Origin of the sequence: Millisia brevis NBRC 105863 (assembly GCF_001552615.1) — a bacterium.
Lineage (GTDB): Bacteria > Actinomycetota > Actinomycetes > Mycobacteriales > Mycobacteriaceae > Millisia > Millisia brevis.
The window spans coordinates 74,384-91,449 of the sequence record NZ_BCRN01000002.1 but is presented as its reverse complement, the minus strand read 5'-3'; the positions used below and the strand labels follow the sequence as shown (position 1 = coordinate 91,449).

Below are 17,066 nucleotides of genomic sequence, written 5' to 3'. Positions count from 1 at the left end.
TCGGAGATGACCGGGCAAGCGGGCACATCGTCTGCTCCCTCGCCGGCGGCACCGGTCCGCCGGCGGGGATACGACGTCGACGCCTTGGTCGACGGGATCACCGGTGGCGACCGCGCGTCGCTGGCCCGGGCGATCACGCTGGTCGAGTCGACCCGGGCCGACCATCGGTTGTTGGCGTCGGAGTTGTTGGCCCGCCTCGTGGGCGACAACGGCGGAACCCAGCGGATCGGCATCACCGGGGTGCCCGGGGTCGGGAAGTCGACGTTCATCGACGCGCTCGGCATGCGGTTGATCGAGCAGGGTCATCGGGTGGCGGTGCTGGCCGTCGACCCGACCTCGTCGATCACCGGCGGGTCGATCCTCGGTGACAAGACCCGCATGCAGCGGCTGTCGGTCGCGCCCGAGGCTTTCATCCGCCCGTCCCCGACCTCCGGCACGCTCGGTGGGGTGGCGGAGGCGACCCGCGAGACGATCTCGCTGCTCGAGGCGTTCGGTTACGACGTGATCCTTGTGGAGACTGTCGGGGTCGGGCAGTCGGAGATCACCGTCGCCGGGATGACCGACGTGTTCTGCTTCCTGACCCTGGCCCGAACCGGGGATCAGCTGCAGGGCATCAAGAAGGGTGTCCTCGAACTGGCCGACCTGATCGCGGTCAACAAGGCCGACGGTCGGCATGCGATCGAGGCGAAGGCCGCGGCCCGTGAGCTGGCCGGCGCGGTGCGGTTGATCCACCACCACGACGCATTGTGGGTGCCCGACGTGCTGACCGTCAGCGCGCTCGAGGGGACCGGGCTCGACGACTTCTGGTCATCGGTGCAGCGGCACCGCGAGGTGATGACCGCGGCCGGCGAGTTCGACGCGAAGCGTCGTCGGCAACAGGTCGAGTGGATGTGGACGATGGTGCGCGCCAACCTGTCTCGGCGCCTCGCGGCTCATCCCGGGGTGCGGTCCGTGCGTGGCAATGTCGAGCAGCGGGTCGCCGACGGTGGGGTCACCGCGGCTGCCGGCGCGGACGAGATCCTCGCCGCCTTCGACGCGACCTGAGCGCGGGAGCTTCCCGCGCTCAGCGCGCGTACTCGGATCGGCGGCGCAGCGATTCGCCGATCCGCTCGATCAGGTGGTTGAAGAAGGCGTCCGGTTCGGAGGTCGTCGCGATGTACGCGTTCGGCGGCCGCCCCCAGAAGCCGCGGCGGTCGGCGACCGTCGATCCGCGGGTCAGCGTTCCGGTCAGTTCGACGTCGACCGTCGCCGGCCGGTAGGTCGCCATCCCGGGGTGCAGCGTGATCGCCGCGGCGAAGGCATCGTGGACCTGGGCGACGTAGCCGATGCCCTGCTTGTCGTGGAACTCGAAGTAGAACCGCAGCGCGTCCGTCAGATGCCGCAGCACCGGGATCGAGGCCTCGGAGCGACGGTCGATCGGGTCGGTGGGGGACAGGAACTCGATCGGCTTGCTGCCGGCGCGCAGGGCGATGCGCTGCAAGTGTTGCGGGGTCATCACCATCGTCTCGGTGATGTCGAGCGGGCAGATCACCGGCAGCGTCGCGCCGTCGGCGGCCCCGTAGGCGTCGAATACCTCCTTGGCCGCCTCGGGGTCGACCGAGATATTCCATTCGGCGGTCGGGGTGGTGTTGCCCGGATGGTCGAACGCCCCGCCCATGATGATCAGCCGGTTGAGCAGCTTCGGCAGCCGCGGCTCGAGCCGGATCGCGAGCGCCAGGTTGGTCAGCGGGCCGGTCACCAGGCCCACCAGCCGACCCGGTTGCCGACGGGCGGCGTGTACCCAGGCCTGCGCGGCGGTGAAACGGGAGATCTGCCGAAGCGACCGGGGGAGCCGGGCGTAGCCGACGCCGAAATCCCCGTGGGTGTCCTCGGCGGTGTTCAGACCCGTGACCAGGGGCCCGTCCGCACCCCGGGCGACGTCGATGCCGATCGCATCCCACAGATCCAGCCAGGCGAGGTTGTTGGCGACCACCCGGTCGGTGGGTACATTCCCGGCGGTGCAGGCGATGCCGATGATCTGCGCCTCGGGGCTCGAGAAGAGGTAGGCGAGCGCGAGCGAGTCGTCGATACCCGTGTCGACATCCAGGAAGATCGGCACGGGATAAGCGTCGGCCCGGACGTCCGGATGCGGCGAGATCACACCGACCAACTTAGTGTGTCGGGCGCCGACGGGCGTCGCCGCCATTGCCGGTATGTCGTATTGTTGCCGACCACAGCACGTGGCGAACCATATGGTCCGTACGTGCTGTGGCCTGGACGGATGCGGGCCCCGACTACCGTTCCTCGGCGGGCTGCCGGTCGGACGCGGCCGACTCGCCGGCATCGACGGTCTGCTCGGCGGGAGCGGTCGACACCGAGTCCTCGAGGTCGTCCGGCACGAACTCCGGCGCCCGGGAGCGGCGCACCGCGATGGTTACCAGGGACGCCCAGGCGGCGATGATCACCACGTAGACGGCGACCGCGACCGGGCCGGTGATGTCGAAGAACTTCAGCAACTTCTGGGCATTGGTCAGGATGATCAGGCCGCCGACCGCCGTACCGAGGATCGCCGGGCTCACCCGGCTGACCAACCAGGCGGCGACCGGGGCGGCGATGACGCCGCCGATGGCCAGGCCGACCACGACGGGCCAGTTGTCGAGGAATTCGCTGCCCAGTCCGACCAGGAAGCCCAGGCTGGCCGAGATAGCGACGAGGAACTCCGATGCGCTGACCGAGCCGATCACCCGACGCGGGGCGGTCTTACCGCGGGACAGCAGCGTACTGGTGGTCACCGGACCCCAGCCGCCGCCACCGGACGCGTCGATGAAGCCGCCGAAGAGTCCCAGCGGCGCAAGGAACTTCGTGGTGTGCGGGGTATGACCGGTCGAGAAGGCCGGCGGCTTGCGCAGCGAGAAGCGCAGCAGCACATAGACACCGATCGCGAGCAGGATCGCCGCCATCAGCGGGGCGGCGTTCTCGGTGGACAGCGAGGACAGCACCGTCGCGCCGAGGAAGGCGCCCACTGCACCCGGAATACCCAGTCGCGCTACCAGATACCAGTCGATGTTCTGGAACTTCCAGTGTGACACCGTCGATGCCAGGGTGGTGCCGACCTCGGCGAGATGCACTGCGGCACTGGCCTGGGCGGCGGCGACGCCGCTGAGGACCAGCAGGGTCGAGGCGGTCACGCCGAACGCCATACCGAGGGCGCCGTCGACCAATTGGGCACCCACGCCGACGAACACAAATATCAACAACGAACGCATGATCACGCGCTTTCGGGGGAAGGGGCTCCGCGCGGGCGGGATCGGACAGGCGATACCCGGACGAAGCGAAATAGGGGAGTGAGTCGTAGCCGGTCGGCGGTCAGCGACAGCCGGGACGACGGCCTGCGGCACGTTGGGGCGCGCTGCGGACGTCGTCGCGCGGACACCGATCGGTGCGCGATGCGCTCATCGACACCCCCTCGCACGGCAACAGTTGCCGTGACTGTAGTCGACTCCCACCCGACGGGAGAACAACAAGAATCGGCCCGGGCAATTACCTTGCGCCCGAGCCGATGTCCTGTTTGTCTGGTTTGACGCTACTTGGGATCGAGACGATCGACCGAGAAGGTGAAACCCTCCTCGCGCAGCCGGTCGATCAGAGTGGTGCCCAGGGCGACCGCCGGGGTCAGGACGCCGCCCTCGAAGGCGGGCAGCAGCTGATGGTCGAAGGCCAGCGCGAGGCCGGCTTCGCCGAGCATCACCGAGGTGGCCTGGTATCCGGGATCGCCCTTCGCCGCCACCCGCGAACGGTAGTGGGCGCCGGTCGATGTGGTGGTGAAGATGTCGATGGTGAAGTGCCCGTTGACCCGGGTCGACTCCGACGGTCCCGTACCCGGCTTGGGGAGCAGCCGGTCGAGGACGGTGCGGGTCGGCTTGATCGCGAAAGCCGCGCCGGCGAGCCCGGTGCCGGCCGCGACCGCCGCCGCGAAGACCGGGGAGAGTCGGGAGTTGCCGACGCTCATCGCCTCGCGGTACCGGAAGGACCGGCCGTAGCGGTAGTTGCTCAACGCATTCGAGCGGCGGACGACGCGGGTGTTGTACGGCGCCATCACGAAGGGCGCGAGGCGTCCCCGCAGGGTCGAGCTGACCTGCTCGGCGTCGATCAGCCCGAAGTCACCCTCCTTGCCGAAATCGGGTTCCTTCTCGCGGTCGGGGCTCAGCGCATAGGGGTCGCCGACCGTCGCGCGGTTGTCGGCGTTTTCCGTCATCGCCGCGATCTGGGTGCGCATCGAGTCGATGGTGCCGCCGCTGAGGCCACCGCGCATCGAGGTCACCACCAGCGTCGTCGACGTCGGCTCACCCTCGCCGTCCGCCGCGATCGTATTCGCCAGATTCAGCACACCCAGATCGGACGGGATCGAGTCGAAGCCACAGGAATTGACGATCAGCGCGCCGGTGCGTTGGGCCGTCTCGTGCAGGGTGTCCGAGGCCTCGCGGACGAACAGCACCTCACCGGTCAGATCGGCGTAGTGCGTGCCCTGTTCGGCGCAGGCGCGAATCAGCTCCCGGCCGTACCGCATGTACGGGCCGACGGTGGTGACGACCACCCGGGTGCGCCGGGCCAGGTCGGTCATCTGCGCGGCGTCCGAGGCGTCCGCGACCACGATCGACCACTCGGCAGCCCGCGGTCCGAGCTCGGCCCGCACCCGCTCGAGCTTCTCCGCCGAGCGGCCGGCCAGCGCGATCCGCGCGACCCGCGGAATCCGGCGAGCGAGGTGCTCCGCGGTCAGCCGGCCGACGAAGCCGGTCGCGCCGAACAGCGTCAGGTCGAACTCGCGGTCGTCGGAGGATTCCTCGATGCTGCCGTCAGGGACCGTCTCAGCCATGGGCGCTACCGTACCCGGCCCGTCCGGCCCGTTCGGTGCTACCTAGCCCAGCGGCCAGCGGTGCACCGGCTCGCCGGAATGCATCAACTCCAGGTAGTCGCCGAGCATGCCGGTCAGCGCGGTCGGCCGCTCCTGGCCCGCCTCCTCGCGCGCCGCCACCGAGGCGCGCTGCCAGACCGACCCCGACTGTGCCGCAAGACATCGCCCCTCGATCACACCGAGATAGCGATCGCGGGTCTGCGCGGCGACGCCGAGGTCGGCCAGACCCGCGTCGGCCAGCGGCAGCAGCCGACGCAGCACCAATTCCTGCGGCGTGATCCAGCCGACCTCCGGCCAGTAGAGGCGGGCGTCGAAGGCGCCGTGCGCTCCGGCGTGCAGGTTCTCGGAGGCGGCGTCGAAGGACATCTGCGTCCACACCGGGCGGTCCGCCTTGGCGAGCGAGCGCAGCGTGCCGTAGTAGAAGGCGGCGTCGGCCATCGCATCGAGCACACTCGGCGCCGCGGGCAGCACGCGGTTCTCCAGGCGGATGTGATGCTGACCGTCGACGGTGTCGTAGACCGGCCGGTTCCACCGGTAGACCGTGCCGTTGTGCATCCGCAGCTCGGCGAGCGTGGGGACACCGCCGTCGTCGAGGACCTGACGCGGGTCCTCGTCGGAGCACTCCGGCAGCAGCGCCGGGAAGTAGCGCGAGTTCTCCTCGAACAGGTCGAAGATCGAGGTGATCCAGCGTTCGCCGAACCACACCCGCGGCCGCACCCCCTGGTTCTTGAGTTCGAGCGGTCGGGTGTCGGTGGCCTGTTCGAAGACCGGGATGCGGTTCTCGTGCCACAGCGCCCGGCCGATGAAGAAGGGCGAGTTCGCGGCCAGCGCCACCTGCACGCCGGCGAGGGCCTGGGCGGCGTTCCAGTAGGCGGCGAATTCGGTCGGCGCGACCTGCAGGTGCAGCTGGGTCGACGTGCACGCCGCCTCGGGCAGGATCGTGTCGCATTCGATGTCGATCACCTCGGCGTCGAAGGCGCCCGGCATGCGCGCCCCGGTCAGCTCGATCGCCATGTCCTCGCCGCGGGCGGCGAAGATCTGCTCGTCGAGAAGTCCGTAGCGCGGGTTGGGGGAGATCCAGCGGGCGTCGAAGTTGCGCTGTTCGAGCGTCGGCAACATGCCGATCATCACGAAGCGGCTGCCGATACGCCGGGCCCGGGCGTCGGCGGCGTTGAGGGAGCGGCGCAGTTCGTCCTCGAGGTCGATCAGCTCGTTGTCGGCCATCCGCTTGGGTGCGACATTGAGCTCGATGTTGAAGCGCCCCAACTCGGTTTGGTAGTCGGGGTCGGCGATCTCCTCGAGCACGTCCATATTGGCCATCGACGGCGTGAGGTCGTCCTTGACCAGGTTCAGCTCGATCTCCATGCCGACCCGCGGCTCGTCGACGGCAAACGTGTCGTCCGCCAACATGGTTGCCAGCGCCTCGAGACAGTCCTGCACCTTGCGACGAAATCGCTGGCGGTCCTGTCGAGTGAAGCGCTCCTGCCTGACCTCGTCACCCATGCCGGCGATCGTAGTGGTCACGCCGCGTGTCGTGGCGGCCAACGACCGAACCGTCCGGGGCGCGGATCACCAGGGGCAGGGGCTGTAGTCCTTGAGAAAGCAGCCGTAGAGATCCTCGCCCGCCTCGCCGCGCACGATCGGGTCGTAGACGCGGGCGGCGCCGTCGACCAGATCCAGCGGTGCGCGGAAGCCTTCGTCGGCCAGCCGCAGCTTCGTCGGCTGGGGCCGTTCGTCGGTGATCCACCCGGTGTCGACGGCGGTCATCAGGATGCCGTCGTCGAACATCTCGGTCGCGCTGGTGCGGGTGAGCATGTTCAGCGCCGCCTTGGCCATATTGGTATGCGGATGGCCGGCGCCCTTGTAGCGGCGTCCACCGAACTGGCCTTCCATCGCCGACACGTTCACCACGTACGTCCGGCGGTGCGGCGACGCGGCAAGGGCCTTGCGCAGCCGCGAGACCAGGATGAACGGCGCCACCGAGTTGCACAGCTGCACCTCGAGCAGTTCGAGCGGGTCGACATCGTCGACGGCGTCGACCCAGCTGTTGGTGGCCGCCGGATCCGGGGTCAGGCCGCCCGCGTCGATAGCCGTGCCCGCGCGGATCGCCATGGCGGTGGCGGAACCGGCGACCAGCGCCCGGTCGGCGACCTCCTGTGCGGACCACGTCGTGCCGGCGACCTGCGTGCCCGCGCCGAGGGCGGCCGGGTCGAGCGAGCCGAGCAGGGCCGGGTGCTCGGCCTGTTCGCGGCCGTACTCGGTGATCGCGACGGTCGAGCCCTCCGGCAGCGCCTCGTTCTCGGCGTCGACGAGCGCGGAATAGCAGCCGGGTGCGCGGCGCACGGTCTGCGCGGCGTTGTTGATGATGATGTCGAGCGGTCCGGCGGCGGCGATGTCGTCGGCGAGGGAGGCGACCGCGCCGGGGTCGCGCAGGTCGATGCCGACGACGCTCAGGCGATGCAGCCAGTCCGCGCTGTCCGGCATCGCGGAGAAGCGGCGCACCGCGTCGCGGGGGAAGCGGGTGGTGATCGTGGTGTCGGCGCCGTCGCGCAGGAGGCGCAGCGCGATGTACATGCCGATCTTGGCGCGCCCGCCGGTCAGCAGGGCGCGGCGGCCGGTCAGGTCGGTGCGCTGATCGCGCTTGCCGCGGTTGAACGCCGCGCAGGTCGGGCAGAGCTGGTGGTAGAACGCGTCGACCACGGTGTAGCGCTGCTTGCAGATATAGCAGCCCCGCGCCCGCAGCAGGGTGCCCGCCGCGGCGCCCGCCACCGAGGACACCAGGGCGATCCCGGCGGTTTCGTCGTCGATGCGGCTGTCCGACCCGGTCGCCGTCGCCGCGATCACGGCCTTGTCCGCCGCCTGCACCCGATCGCGCGAGGCCCGGCGCCGCCGCTGCTTGTGCGCCTTGAAGATGCCCGCCACCGCGCGCTGCACCGCCACCGAGTCCGGGTGGCTGTCGGGCAGTTCCGCGACCTGCTCGAGCACCGCCAGACACCGCGCCAGTTCCTCCGCGTCGACGCCGACCGGGCCGGCCGCCGCCACGTCCACCGGACCGTCCGGCACTACCGTTACCACCTGTCGACCCCTTCGCGCTCTGTTGCCACCGCCTCATTGTCCCCGACGCCGCAGGCTCGCCCGCAACGAGCGCAGCGTCCGCGTCGTGATCGCGGTTCGAATACGGTGGACGATGGGTGGGCTAAAGTGCGCGGATGCGTGATGAGCGCCATTGTCTGCCAATCTTGCAGTCCTCGAGAACAGCGCTGGCGCTTGTTCTTCCTCTCGTGCTCATCGTCGCGGGGTGCGCCATTTTCGACCGTGCCGACGGAGTGGAGGTTGCGCCCACTGAATTCAACGAAATCGGACCCTTCGAAGGTGGCGTGACCATTGGGATACCCGGCACGTCGCTGGCCGGAACCGGCCGGCTGACGGTCACCCCGATTCCGGATGTTGCCGAAGGCACAGCGTGGTCGATCGAGCTCGTCGACACTCATCTGATCGGGCCGGTCACCCTCCGCTTCCCGCTCCCGGAGCTCGACGCCGGCGAACCACTTCCGGTCGTCACGTTCGCCGAATCCGTCGACGGGCCGCGGTCTCTCGCGCCCGACGTCGTGGTCGAGGACGGGAGCCTGGTGGTGACCACCGGCCATTTCTCCGTCTGGTTCGTCGATCGCTGGGCAGACATCGCCGATGCGGCGTCGAGGTGGCTGAGCGACCGCATCGACCAATTGGTGTCTTCCGGGGCTGATCCGCCGAGCTGTCGCGACGAGCGAAAGGTCATCGATTCCGGATATCAGGCAACCGGTGACCAGGATTCGCGTGTCCTGTGGTGCTTCGGCGCCGAGACGGGGCGCCCTGTCCTTGCGGCGTCGAATGGTCGCGGATACGGCGTATCGGTCGAGTACACGCCGGGACTGTCCGTCGCGCGGATCGATCAGAGGGATTTTCTGGCCGAGGTTGCGAATCTGATGACGCCGCCTCCTCGGCGATCCGGAAACGACGTCGAACTCCTCCCCGCGGGAAGCCGGATCGACTTGGCCGTCGATTCCGACGTCGTTCGTCTCAACGACAAGGTTCGCTTCCACCCCGACCCCGGCGCCTATCTGCTGACGGCACTGGATCTGGCTGTCGGAACCGTCACGATGATGATGAAACGAGCCGGTGCCGGGCGGGCGGTGAATTCCTATGAGGCTGCCTTACTGGGCCAGCAGTGTCTCTTCAGCTTCAGTGAGATGGCGACCAATGAACTCGGATCCTCCGCCGAGGCGACCAAATTCTTCGACAGTGCGCTTCGAATGGCTCTGGATTGCGCTGCACTCGGCTTGGACGATGCCGACCTCGGCCCGATTCTCACAGAGTTGGTTCAGCGCATCCTGTGGGCGATGGCGGCGATGAAGACGCTGGGTGTCGGCGTCGTCGCCCTCGCCGACACAATGTTCGACTTCGACGGCTTCCTCATCACGATCGACCGTCCGAGCCGGGCAACCGGGTTGTGGACGGATCCGATCGTCATCGTGACACCGACCTCCGTCGGCAACGCCGTGATCGGCATGTCGGATGCCCAGATCGAGCGGGCTGCCGGTGTCGACTTTCGGGAGGTCAACCTGTACGGGCGGATGCGACGAAGCTCCGTCTGCCGACCTGGCGCCCGAACGCTATCCGACGTATCTCTCGGTTACCACGAACACCGAGGGCCGATCATTTCGGAGTATCGAAGTCGGCTTCGAGGAGACAGGGCCACAACCCGACCAGATCGTCACCACCGAGGAGGGCTTTGTCCTCGGCGACTCCGTCACCGACCTTCGCCGCATCTACGGCGACCGCCTCGAACGCTACGAGGTCATGGGATTGTCAGACATCTCCGGGTATGTGCTGGCTGATGACGGCAACTTCCTCATCTTCAATGCCGCGAGAACCAACGGCACCTTCGTCCACGAGATCATCGTCGCCGAGCATCTCTCATCCAATTGATTCGGTCCCCGGAGCCGCGCTCAGCGCGGCTGCGCGGACCGGATCGCGGCGCCCACCCGATCGAGGACGGCCGCCTCGTCGTCGACGAGGTCGCGCCAGGTGAAGCGCAGGACCGTCCAACCGGCGGCGACGAGCATGTTCTGTCGACGGCGGTCCCGGACGAAGGTCTGCGCGTCGCTGTGAAAGGCGAAGCCGTCGATCTCGATGGCGATCATCAGGGCGGGGAAGGCCACGTCGATGACTGCTCCCGACACACGAAAGTTGGCTTTCCATCCGCGGATTCCGGCGCGGCGCAGCATTGCGACGAAGCGCCGTTCGGCACCGGACCGCGCTCCGGAAGCCATGGCCTCGAGCATCAGCGTGCCGCGGCGGGAGCCTTTCCGGCCGAGGTTGCGGCGGTGGGCGGCCTCGATCGCCCGAAGCGAGGTCCGTCGGGCAATGGCTGTATCGAGCACGTCGAATCCACAGACGGTGGCGGCCTCGATGGCCGTTAGTGGTAGTGCCGTGACCTGCAGGCCGTTTCGGTGGGTCACGTCCTTCGCGGGAAGTTGCCGCCGCCTGAAGCGGACGCCGGCGCAGGACCGCGGGTGTTTGGAGCGGGGCACGCGTCACCTCGATCTCGGCGGGTGCGGCGGAGACCAGGCCGTGCCACCACGCGGCAGCAGCGCCGGAGAGGACCGCTCCGTCGCCACCTCCGAAGACCGCCACGCGGACGCGGGCGGTTTCGGTGTACTCGCGATCGCAGGCGAGGTACACGCCTCGTCCCATCCGTCGCCATGTTGCCGAACGAATCCGCCGGTCGACCGCATCTTGGGAGAGTCCACACATCCGCGCCTGCGCGCTGGTCACCACACCGTCTTGGGACCGCAACACTTCCGAGACCCGCATGGTCCCTTGGACGTCGCGATGCCGGCCACCGTTCCGATAGGGAATCTCGGTCCTCGAAGCCGCGCCCACCGCGGCTTCGAGGACCAGATCAGGACGGTAAGGTGGGGCGCCGTGGCATATGGGGGAGCGAGTCGGTGGTTGCGGGTCTTTCATCCGGCGGCGGGGGCGCCGCGGGTGGTGATCTTCCCGCACGGTGGGGGATCGGCCAGCTATTACCACGGGCTGTCCAAGGTGCTCTCGCCCGCGGTGGAGCCGGTGATCGTGCAATACCCGGGTCGGGCCGAGCGCCTCTCCGAGCCGCCGCTCGAGGACCTGTCGGCGGTGGTCGACGCGGTGATCGGGGAGCTCGACGCGCAGGCGGGCACCGGGGTGATCGGTTACTTCGGGCACAGCATGGGCGCGTCGATCGCCTTCGAGGTCGCCCGCAAGCGGCCTCCGCAGCACCTCTTCCTGTCCGGGCGACGCCCGCCGGAGCATCACCGGCAGGACAACTTCGCCGATCGCGGTGACGCGGCGATCCTCGCCGAGGTCAAGCGCCTGGCCGGTACCTCCGCCGACGTCTTCGACAACCCCGAGATCCTCGAGATGGTCATGCCCGCATTGCGGGCCGACTACCGCGCCCTCCAGGGCTATGTCCCGGACGTCGCCACGGTCGTCGACAGCCCGATCACCGCGCTGACCGGCGACGACGACCCGCGGATCGCCCCGGACGAGGCGCTCGACTGGGCCCACCACACTACCGGCCCCTTCGCCCGACACGTCTTCAGCGGCGGGCACTTCTACATCGACAATCACCTGCCCGAGGTCGCCGCGATCATCCGTTCGGGGTTGGTGGGCTGATCCGGCGGTCGTACTCGGCGCGGCGACGGGTGTCGACGTCGCGGAACGAGTTGTTGGCGCCGGAGAGCTGTGCCAGCCGGTCGGCTACCGCCGGCGGGAGCACCAACAACAGCCGCATCAGCAGGCCGAACCGCTTCGGGACGTAGAGCTCCGGCTTGCGGGAGACGAGCACTTTCGCGATCGCCTCGGCGACGTCCTCCGGTTCGACGGGCGTCGAGCCGCGCAGATTGTGGGTGCCGGCGATCAATTCGGTATTGGTGAACGCCGGAAAGACCGTCGTGACCGCGATGCCCCGCGCCCCGTATTCGCGCCGGATCGATTCGCTCATCCCGACGACACCGTGCTTGGCGGCCGAGTAGACCACCCCGCCGGGTACCCCCTGGCGTCCGGCGATCGACGCGACGTTGATGATGTGGCCGCCGCCGCGGGCGAGCATGCGGGGCAACACTTCCCGCATCCCGGCGAGGGGACCGTGCAGGTTGATGTCGACGATGCGCCGGGCGAGCGCGTCGTCGTGCTCGAGGAAGGGTGCGACCGGCATGATCCCGGCGTTGTTGATCAGGACGTCGACCGGGCCGAGGTCGACCTCGACCCGGTCGAGGAAGGCGGCGATCTGCGTCGGGTCGGAGACGTCGAGCGGCAGCCCGATAGCGCCGGGAATCTGCCCGGCGACCTCGCGTGCGGCGTCGGCGTCGAGGTCGCCGATCGCCACCAGGTAGCCGTCGGCGGCGAGCCTGCGGGCGGTGGCGCGGCCGATCCCGCGGCCCGCTCCGGTGATCGCGACAACGGTCATCGGGTGCGCACCGCCGCCGGTGCCGCGCCCGGCTCGGCCGTGCCGGTCGGCGGGCGCCGTTCGAGCCGGATCGGTAGCCCGTCGTCGGGGGTTGGCCCGGTGCCCCAGCTGGTCGACACGGTATAGCCGGGGGCGACCGACCAAGAGTGGTCGAGCAGCAGGCGATGCATGATCGCGAAGACGGTCATCCGTGCGAAATGTTGGCCGAGACATTGGTGGGCGCCGCCGCCGAAGGGGGCGAAGGCAAATCGGTTCGCCGCACCGTCCTCGCCGGCGTGCCGTTCGGGGTCGAACCGATCGGGGTCGTTCCAGGGCAATGAGCGCATCGTCAGATAGGGGTTGACGTTGACCAGGGTGCCGGCGGGAATGTACTTGCCGCACAATGCGGTATCGCGCACCGTCTCCCGCAGTTCCTGGCCGACGGGCGCGGTCAGCCGCAGGGTCTCCTTGAAGACCAACTCCAACCCGGTCATGCCGGCGATGTCGGCGTACTCGAGGGTGTCCTTGCCCAGCGCGACCGATTCTGCGCGCAGCCGCTCCTGCCACTGTGGATGCCGGGCGAGGAAGTAGCCCATCATCGACAGGGCGTTGGTGCTGGTGTCGTGGGCGGCCATCAGCACGAAGATCATGTGGTCGATCACCTCGTCGTCGGTGAGCCGGTCGCCGTCCTCGCTGCGGGCGTGGCACAGCACGCTGAACAGGTCGGCGGTCTCGGCAGCGCGCTTGCCGGGCAGCGCGGCGCGGAAGTAGTCCTGCAGGATCCGTCGACCGCGCAGCCCGCGGCGCCAGCGGCCGCCGGGGACGTCGTGTCGGACGATCGCCTGACCGCCGCGCACCGCATCCTCGAATGCCCGGGTGAGCCGATCGGCTTCGGGGCCGAGGTCGGCGCCGACGAAGACGGTGGTCGCCAGTTCGAGCAGCAGCTGTTTGCCGCGGTCGTAGAGGGGAAAGGCCGGGTCCGGCTCCCAGTGGCGCAGGCCGTCGAGGATCGCCGGGGTGGTCAGTTCGAGATAGCCGGCCAGACGCCCACGGGTGAAGGCCTGCTGCAGGATGCGGCGGTGGTAGCGGTGATCGTCGAAGTCGCGCAGCAGCAGGCCGCCGTCGAAGAAGGGGCCGATCAGGAAGCCGAAGCCCTTGACCGAGTAGTTCTTGTCGCGGTCGATCAGCACCTCGCGGGTCGCGTCCGGCCCGATGGCCGCGACCACCCGGCGGCCGAAGAGCCCGGCCCAGGAGATCTCCCCGTACTTGTCGACGTGTCTACGGCCCCAGCGCAATTGGTCGGTCATCGCATTGATCGCCGCGCCGATCCAGGGGACGCCGAATTCGCCCATCACCGGCTCGAGTCCGCTGCCGGGCGGGGGAATGGCCAACGGTTGCACCTTCCAGTTCACCCGCCCGGCGGCGGCGGCCGTCGCGAGCAGGACCCGCTTGCGGATGATCCGGGACTCGGGGATCGGAAGGGTGCGTCTCACCCGGGATGCATGGTCGCGCACTGGCGTTGAGGACACGATCGGGTACCTCGCTTCGGTTGGGTCCGCGGCTGTCCGCAAACTGATGGCACCTGCCCTCAATTAGCGCCGAGGGGGGCCCGGTTGTCAAGGACAAGGTGTCCCGGGCGTTCGGGTGGGATCGGAAGACGGCGGTGAAGCGGCACAATGGGGCGATGACCGAGGCGGACCACAGCGCGACCGGCGCCAAGCCGGCCACGTGGGGTGGCCGAACCACCGCGCAACGCCGCAGCGAGCGGCGCGGGCGGCTGATCGACGCGGCCACCGACATCTGGTGCGAGAGCGGTTGGGCGGCGGTGACGATGCGCGGTGTGTGCTCGCGCGCCGGCCTGACCGACCGATACTTCTACGAGAGCTTCACCGACCGGGACGCCCTGCTGGCCGCCATCTGGGACGACACCCTCGACCGGATCACCGAGACCCTCGGCGCGATCATGATCGAGGGTGTCGACCGGCCGGTGCTGGAGGTCTTCGAAACCGCGGTGCGAACCGTGGTCGAACAGGTCGCCGCCGACCCGCGACGCGCACCGATCCTCTTCGGAATGCACTCCGGCAGTGACGCTCTCGAGCAGCGCCGGCATGCGATGGTGCTGCGTATATCCGAGATTCTCCTCGCCGGTACGCTCCCGCGAGTCGATCCGCGACTCGACCGCGCACAGTTGCGGCGCAGTGTGCTGATGGGCGTCGGCGGCTTCATCGAACTGGTGATGCAGTGGCGGGCCGGCGAGATCGACGGCGATGCGCAGACGGTCATCGACCAGACGGTCCACTTCGGCACGGTGCTGGGCGCCTACTACGTCCCGGACGACCCCGACGCGGTCTTCGGTACCGCGCCCACCACGGCCGGCGGTGAGACTGCCCCGCCCACCTGAGGCGCGGCTCGGTTGTGCAGACTGCGAGGGTCGATCCCCTCGCGCTCCCACCCGGCGCGGGCGCACTCCACGTAGAGCCACCGCATCGGCAGGCGATTGACCACCGGGTTCAACGCCCGCACGGCCGCCGCGAATCGTTGAAAGCGCCGCTCCTGCCGTTCGTTCCACGGCAGATCGCAGACCTCGCGCAGCTGCGGGGGCAGGGTGCCGATCACCACCAGCCGCACCGCCGCGTCGAGCGGGATCGACACGATCCGCCAGACCGGGGCGGGGATCCGCCGAGGGCGGGGCAGGCCCTTGCGCAGGTATCCTGTGCCGTAGCGCACCGTCTTGTGCGGGACGAAGCGGTCGAGCATGTCGTCCCAATACCGTTGGAACTGTGCATATGTCTGCGGCTGGCTGCGGGCGCTGACGCCGTACAGCGAATACCAGATCATGCTCTCCCGGAAGATCTGTTCCTTCTCGGCGTCGCTGAGCCGGCGGATGAAGGTGTCGGTCACGTACAGGACCTGATCGACGAATGTGGCATGCGCCCAATAGAACAGCTCGGGATTGAGGGCGTGGTAACGCGAGCCGTCGTCCATCGTGCCCTTGATGGTGCGGTGATAGTCGCGGACCTGCCGACCCCAGGCGTGCGGATCACTGCCGTAGACCGCGCTCATGATCGGGGGAACGGTGCGCCGGGCGCGCCCCAGTAGATCGCTGAAGATCTTCGAGTGGTCCAGGACGCCCTGTCCGAGTTGGCCGATCGCGTTCTCCGTGCCGGCGAGTCGCTGAAATCCGAGGACTTGGCGCATATCCCCGTAGAACTTCCAGAGCAGCGAATCGGCGCCGAGGCGAGGTGCGTCGTGGTCCGCGGGGTCGAGGTATATCGGTTCGGCATGCCCGACCTGTGCGTCGAATGCCGCGGCGGCGGAGTCCGGCTCCGAGGGTGAGGCGGTCATCGACTTCTCCTCGTGAAACAAATAGTCGAATCTGTATCACGATCAGGGTAGGCGGCAGCGCCGCCCGCCGGCAAGCGCGCATCGGGCATCCCCGAAGAGGGAGGCGGAGAAAGGGTCAGCCGACCAACGGAGCGAGGTGGGTTTCGGCGAAGCGCCGCACCGAGGCGTCGTCGTCCGGATCGAAACCGACCGTGGGCGTCTCGATATAGGAGACCGTCAGCCGTACGAGGATCTCCGCCACCGTGCGCAGCCGATCCTCGGGCATCGTCGACCCCGCGGCCCGCAGATTCTCGGCGATGGTCCCCGACATCGAGGTGACCGTCCACTCGCGGATCGGGCCGGTCACCTGCGTCCACAGTGCGCTGTCCTCGACGAGCAGGCGGCGGACCAGCGGATTGCGCCGCAGCCAGCGGAAGCAGACGGTGAACGCCTCGACCACCGCATCGCCAGGGGACAGCCCAGCGATCGAGGCCTGCATATCCCGGGTCACCACCCGCCGGGTGCGGTCGAGCACCGCCGCCACGAGGGCTGCCTTGTTCGGATAGCGCCGGTACAACGTCGAGCGGCTCAGGCCCGCCGCCCGCGCGATGCTGTCGAGGCTCGCGCTGCCCAGTCCGCGCTCGGCGAATTCGCGTTCGGCGGCGTCGAGCAGGGCGGTCGAATCGTCGGCGGCCGCGCCGGACCGGATCGAAGCGGTGGTCTCGGCCACCTAGCCCACCGTCGGCGCGGTACCGGGCCCGACCGGCGGTGCCAGCGGCTTCTGCAGACCGGGAATCGCGAGGGCCGCCACGGCCCGCACCAATCCCTTGAAGACGTCGAACTGGTCGAAGTAGTCGCGCCACACGACGATTCGGCCGTCGACGACCTCGAATCGGCCACAGACCCAGAACTGCACCCGCAGGCGGCCCAGCCGCAATTCGTCGATGCGTTCGGTCAGGACGACGGGACCGTCCGAGGCGAGGTTGATGGTGTCGACACCGAACCCGAGGAGCGGCCGGTCCAGCAGGCCGAGCACGCGGGCGACGCGGGCGCGCCCGTGCACGGTCGGCAAGCCGACATTGGTGTAGACGATGTTGTCATCGACCACCTCGAGGGCGGCGCGGGAGTCGCCGCGCGCCATCTGCTCGAGAAATCCCCGTACGACCGATTCCGGTTCCATGGTCGTCGATCATCGCATTGATCGTGGAGCATCCGTGGACCCCTCCCGGGCGAGCCGGGATTCCGGGAGAAGAAAGATGAAGGGTGTCCGAGGGGGGACTTGAACCCCCACGCCCGTTAATAGGGCACTAGCACCTCAAGCTAGCGCGTCTGCCATTCCGCCACTCGGACAAGCGCTCGTCAACACCTCGGTGTTGCCGGCTG

15 protein-coding genes and 1 tRNA gene are annotated in these 17,066 nt (G+C 68.8%); 4 read left to right on the top strand and 12 right to left on the bottom strand.

Features of this window, described 5'->3' with window-relative positions; translation table 11 throughout:
* The first annotated feature begins 6 nt into the window (after positions 1-6).
* On the top strand, positions 7-1,044 hold the full coding sequence (meaB, locus tag MB1_RS03205) for a methylmalonyl Co-A mutase-associated GTPase MeaB (RefSeq protein WP_066903637.1): 1,038 nt from the start codon (positions 7-9) through the stop codon (positions 1,042-1,044).
* Between the two features lie 19 nt (positions 1,045-1,063).
* Here the strand turns inward: meaB and MB1_RS03200 are convergent, their stop codons facing one another.
* The 5 genes from MB1_RS03200 to MB1_RS03180 all read right to left on the bottom strand — a co-directional run bounded on the left by MB1_RS03200 (position 1,064) and on the right by MB1_RS03180 (position 7,966).
* Complete coding sequence (locus MB1_RS03200; protein ID WP_281189749.1) at positions 1,064-2,140, bottom strand: nucleoside hydrolase; 1,077 nt, start codon at positions 2,138-2,140, stop codon at positions 1,064-1,066.
* A 133-nt stretch (positions 2,141-2,273) separates the two neighbouring features.
* Positions 2,274-3,245, bottom strand: coding sequence for a sulfite exporter TauE/SafE family protein (locus MB1_RS03195; protein WP_066904149.1), 972 nt, complete (start codon positions 3,243-3,245; stop codon positions 2,274-2,276).
* A gap of 317 nt (positions 3,246-3,562) precedes the next feature.
* Positions 3,563-4,852, bottom strand: a complete 1,290-nt coding sequence (locus MB1_RS03190) for a saccharopine dehydrogenase family protein (RefSeq protein WP_066903635.1) — start codon at positions 4,850-4,852, stop codon at positions 3,563-3,565.
* 42 nt (positions 4,853-4,894) lie between these two features.
* Positions 4,895-6,394: a glutamate-cysteine ligase family protein gene (locus MB1_RS03185; RefSeq protein WP_066904147.1), complete on the bottom strand. Its 1,500-nt coding sequence runs from the start codon at positions 6,392-6,394 to the stop codon at positions 4,895-4,897.
* A 66-nt stretch (positions 6,395-6,460) separates the two neighbouring features.
* Positions 6,461-7,966: an SDR family NAD(P)-dependent oxidoreductase gene (locus MB1_RS03180; protein ID WP_245650008.1), complete on the bottom strand. Its 1,506-nt coding sequence runs from the start codon at positions 7,964-7,966 to the stop codon at positions 6,461-6,463.
* Between the two features lie 134 nt (positions 7,967-8,100).
* On the opposite strand from MB1_RS03180, the gene MB1_RS03175 reads away from it, so the two are divergent.
* Entirely contained in the window at positions 8,101-9,768 is a 1,668-nt protein-coding gene (locus MB1_RS03175; RefSeq protein ID WP_157083880.1) for a hypothetical protein, read from the top strand.
* A 111-nt stretch (positions 9,769-9,879) separates the two neighbouring features.
* On the opposite strand, the gene MB1_RS26450 is transcribed toward MB1_RS03175, so the two are convergent.
* Entirely contained in the window at positions 9,880-10,314 is a 435-nt protein-coding gene (locus MB1_RS26450) for an endonuclease domain-containing protein (RefSeq protein ID WP_066903631.1), read from the bottom strand.
* Between the two features lie 544 nt (positions 10,315-10,858).
* Between MB1_RS26450 and MB1_RS03165 the strand changes: the two genes are divergently transcribed.
* Positions 10,859-11,587, top strand: a complete 729-nt coding sequence (locus MB1_RS03165) for a thioesterase II family protein (RefSeq protein WP_218000179.1) — start codon at positions 10,859-10,861, stop codon at positions 11,585-11,587.
* On the opposite strand, the gene MB1_RS03160 is transcribed toward MB1_RS03165, so the two are convergent.
* A complete protein-coding gene (locus MB1_RS03160) occupies positions 11,562-12,380 on the bottom strand; it encodes an SDR family oxidoreductase (RefSeq protein ID WP_066903626.1) in 819 nt (272 codons plus the stop codon). The genes MB1_RS03165 and MB1_RS03160 overlap by 26 nt on opposite strands.
* Entirely contained in the window at positions 12,377-13,852 is a 1,476-nt protein-coding gene (locus MB1_RS03155) for a cytochrome P450 (RefSeq protein WP_245650007.1), read from the bottom strand. The genes MB1_RS03160 and MB1_RS03155 overlap by 4 nt, the downstream gene beginning before the upstream one ends.
* A gap of 191 nt (positions 13,853-14,043) precedes the next feature.
* Between MB1_RS03155 and MB1_RS03150 the strand changes: the two genes are divergently transcribed.
* Positions 14,044-14,760 carry a TetR/AcrR family transcriptional regulator gene (locus MB1_RS03150; RefSeq protein WP_066903624.1) on the top strand — a complete coding sequence of 239 codons (717 nt, stop codon included), beginning with the start codon at positions 14,044-14,046 and terminating at the stop codon, positions 14,758-14,760.
* Here the strand turns inward: MB1_RS03150 and MB1_RS03145 are convergent.
* The 4 genes from MB1_RS03145 to MB1_RS03130 form a co-directional block, all read right to left on the bottom strand.
* On the bottom strand, positions 14,682-15,704 hold the full coding sequence (locus tag MB1_RS03145) for an oxygenase MpaB family protein (protein ID WP_084350875.1): 1,023 nt from the start codon (positions 15,702-15,704) through the stop codon (positions 14,682-14,684). The genes MB1_RS03150 and MB1_RS03145 overlap by 79 nt on opposite strands.
* Before the next feature lie 115 nt (positions 15,705-15,819).
* Positions 15,820-16,413: a TetR/AcrR family transcriptional regulator gene (locus MB1_RS03140; protein WP_066903622.1), complete on the bottom strand. Its 594-nt coding sequence runs from the start codon at positions 16,411-16,413 to the stop codon at positions 15,820-15,822.
* The gene (locus MB1_RS03135) at positions 16,414-16,863 is read right to left on the bottom strand and encodes a limonene-1,2-epoxide hydrolase family protein (RefSeq protein WP_066903620.1); all 450 of its coding nucleotides are present in this window, start codon (positions 16,861-16,863) and stop codon (positions 16,414-16,416) included. It abuts the gene before it with no gap.
* A gap of 84 nt (positions 16,864-16,947) precedes the next feature.
* Positions 16,948-17,033: transfer RNA gene (locus tag MB1_RS03130), tRNA-Leu, on the bottom strand.
* Positions 17,034-17,066: the final 33 nt, after the last annotated feature.

Excerpts from the sequence above, each read along its gene's own strand:
- MB1_RS03175 (WP_157083880.1), top strand. The coding sequence starts at position 8,101 with ATGCGTGATGAGCGCCATTGTCTGCCAATCTTGCAGTCCTCGAGAACA.
- MB1_RS03195 (WP_066904149.1), bottom strand. The coding sequence starts at position 3,245 with ATGCGTTCGTTGTTGATATTTGTGTTCGTCGGCGTGGGTGCCCAATTG.
- MB1_RS03185 (WP_066904147.1), bottom strand. The coding sequence starts at position 6,394 with ATGGGTGACGAGGTCAGGCAGGAGCGCTTCACTCGACAGGACCGCCAG.
- MB1_RS03150 (WP_066903624.1), top strand. The coding sequence starts at position 14,044 with ATGACCGAGGCGGACCACAGCGCGACCGGCGCCAAGCCGGCCACGTGG.
- MB1_RS03190 (WP_066903635.1), bottom strand. The coding sequence starts at position 4,852 with ATGGCTGAGACGGTCCCTGACGGCAGCATCGAGGAATCCTCCGACGAC.
- meaB (WP_066903637.1), top strand. The coding sequence starts at position 7 with ATGACCGGGCAAGCGGGCACATCGTCTGCTCCCTCGCCGGCGGCACCG.
- MB1_RS03135 (WP_066903620.1), bottom strand. The coding sequence starts at position 16,863 with ATGGAACCGGAATCGGTCGTACGGGGATTTCTCGAGCAGATGGCGCGC.
- MB1_RS03145 (WP_084350875.1), bottom strand. The coding sequence starts at position 15,704 with ATGACCGCCTCACCCTCGGAGCCGGACTCCGCCGCCGCGGCATTCGAC.
- MB1_RS03160 (WP_066903626.1), bottom strand. The coding sequence starts at position 12,380 with ATGACCGTTGTCGCGATCACCGGAGCGGGCCGCGGGATCGGCCGCGCC.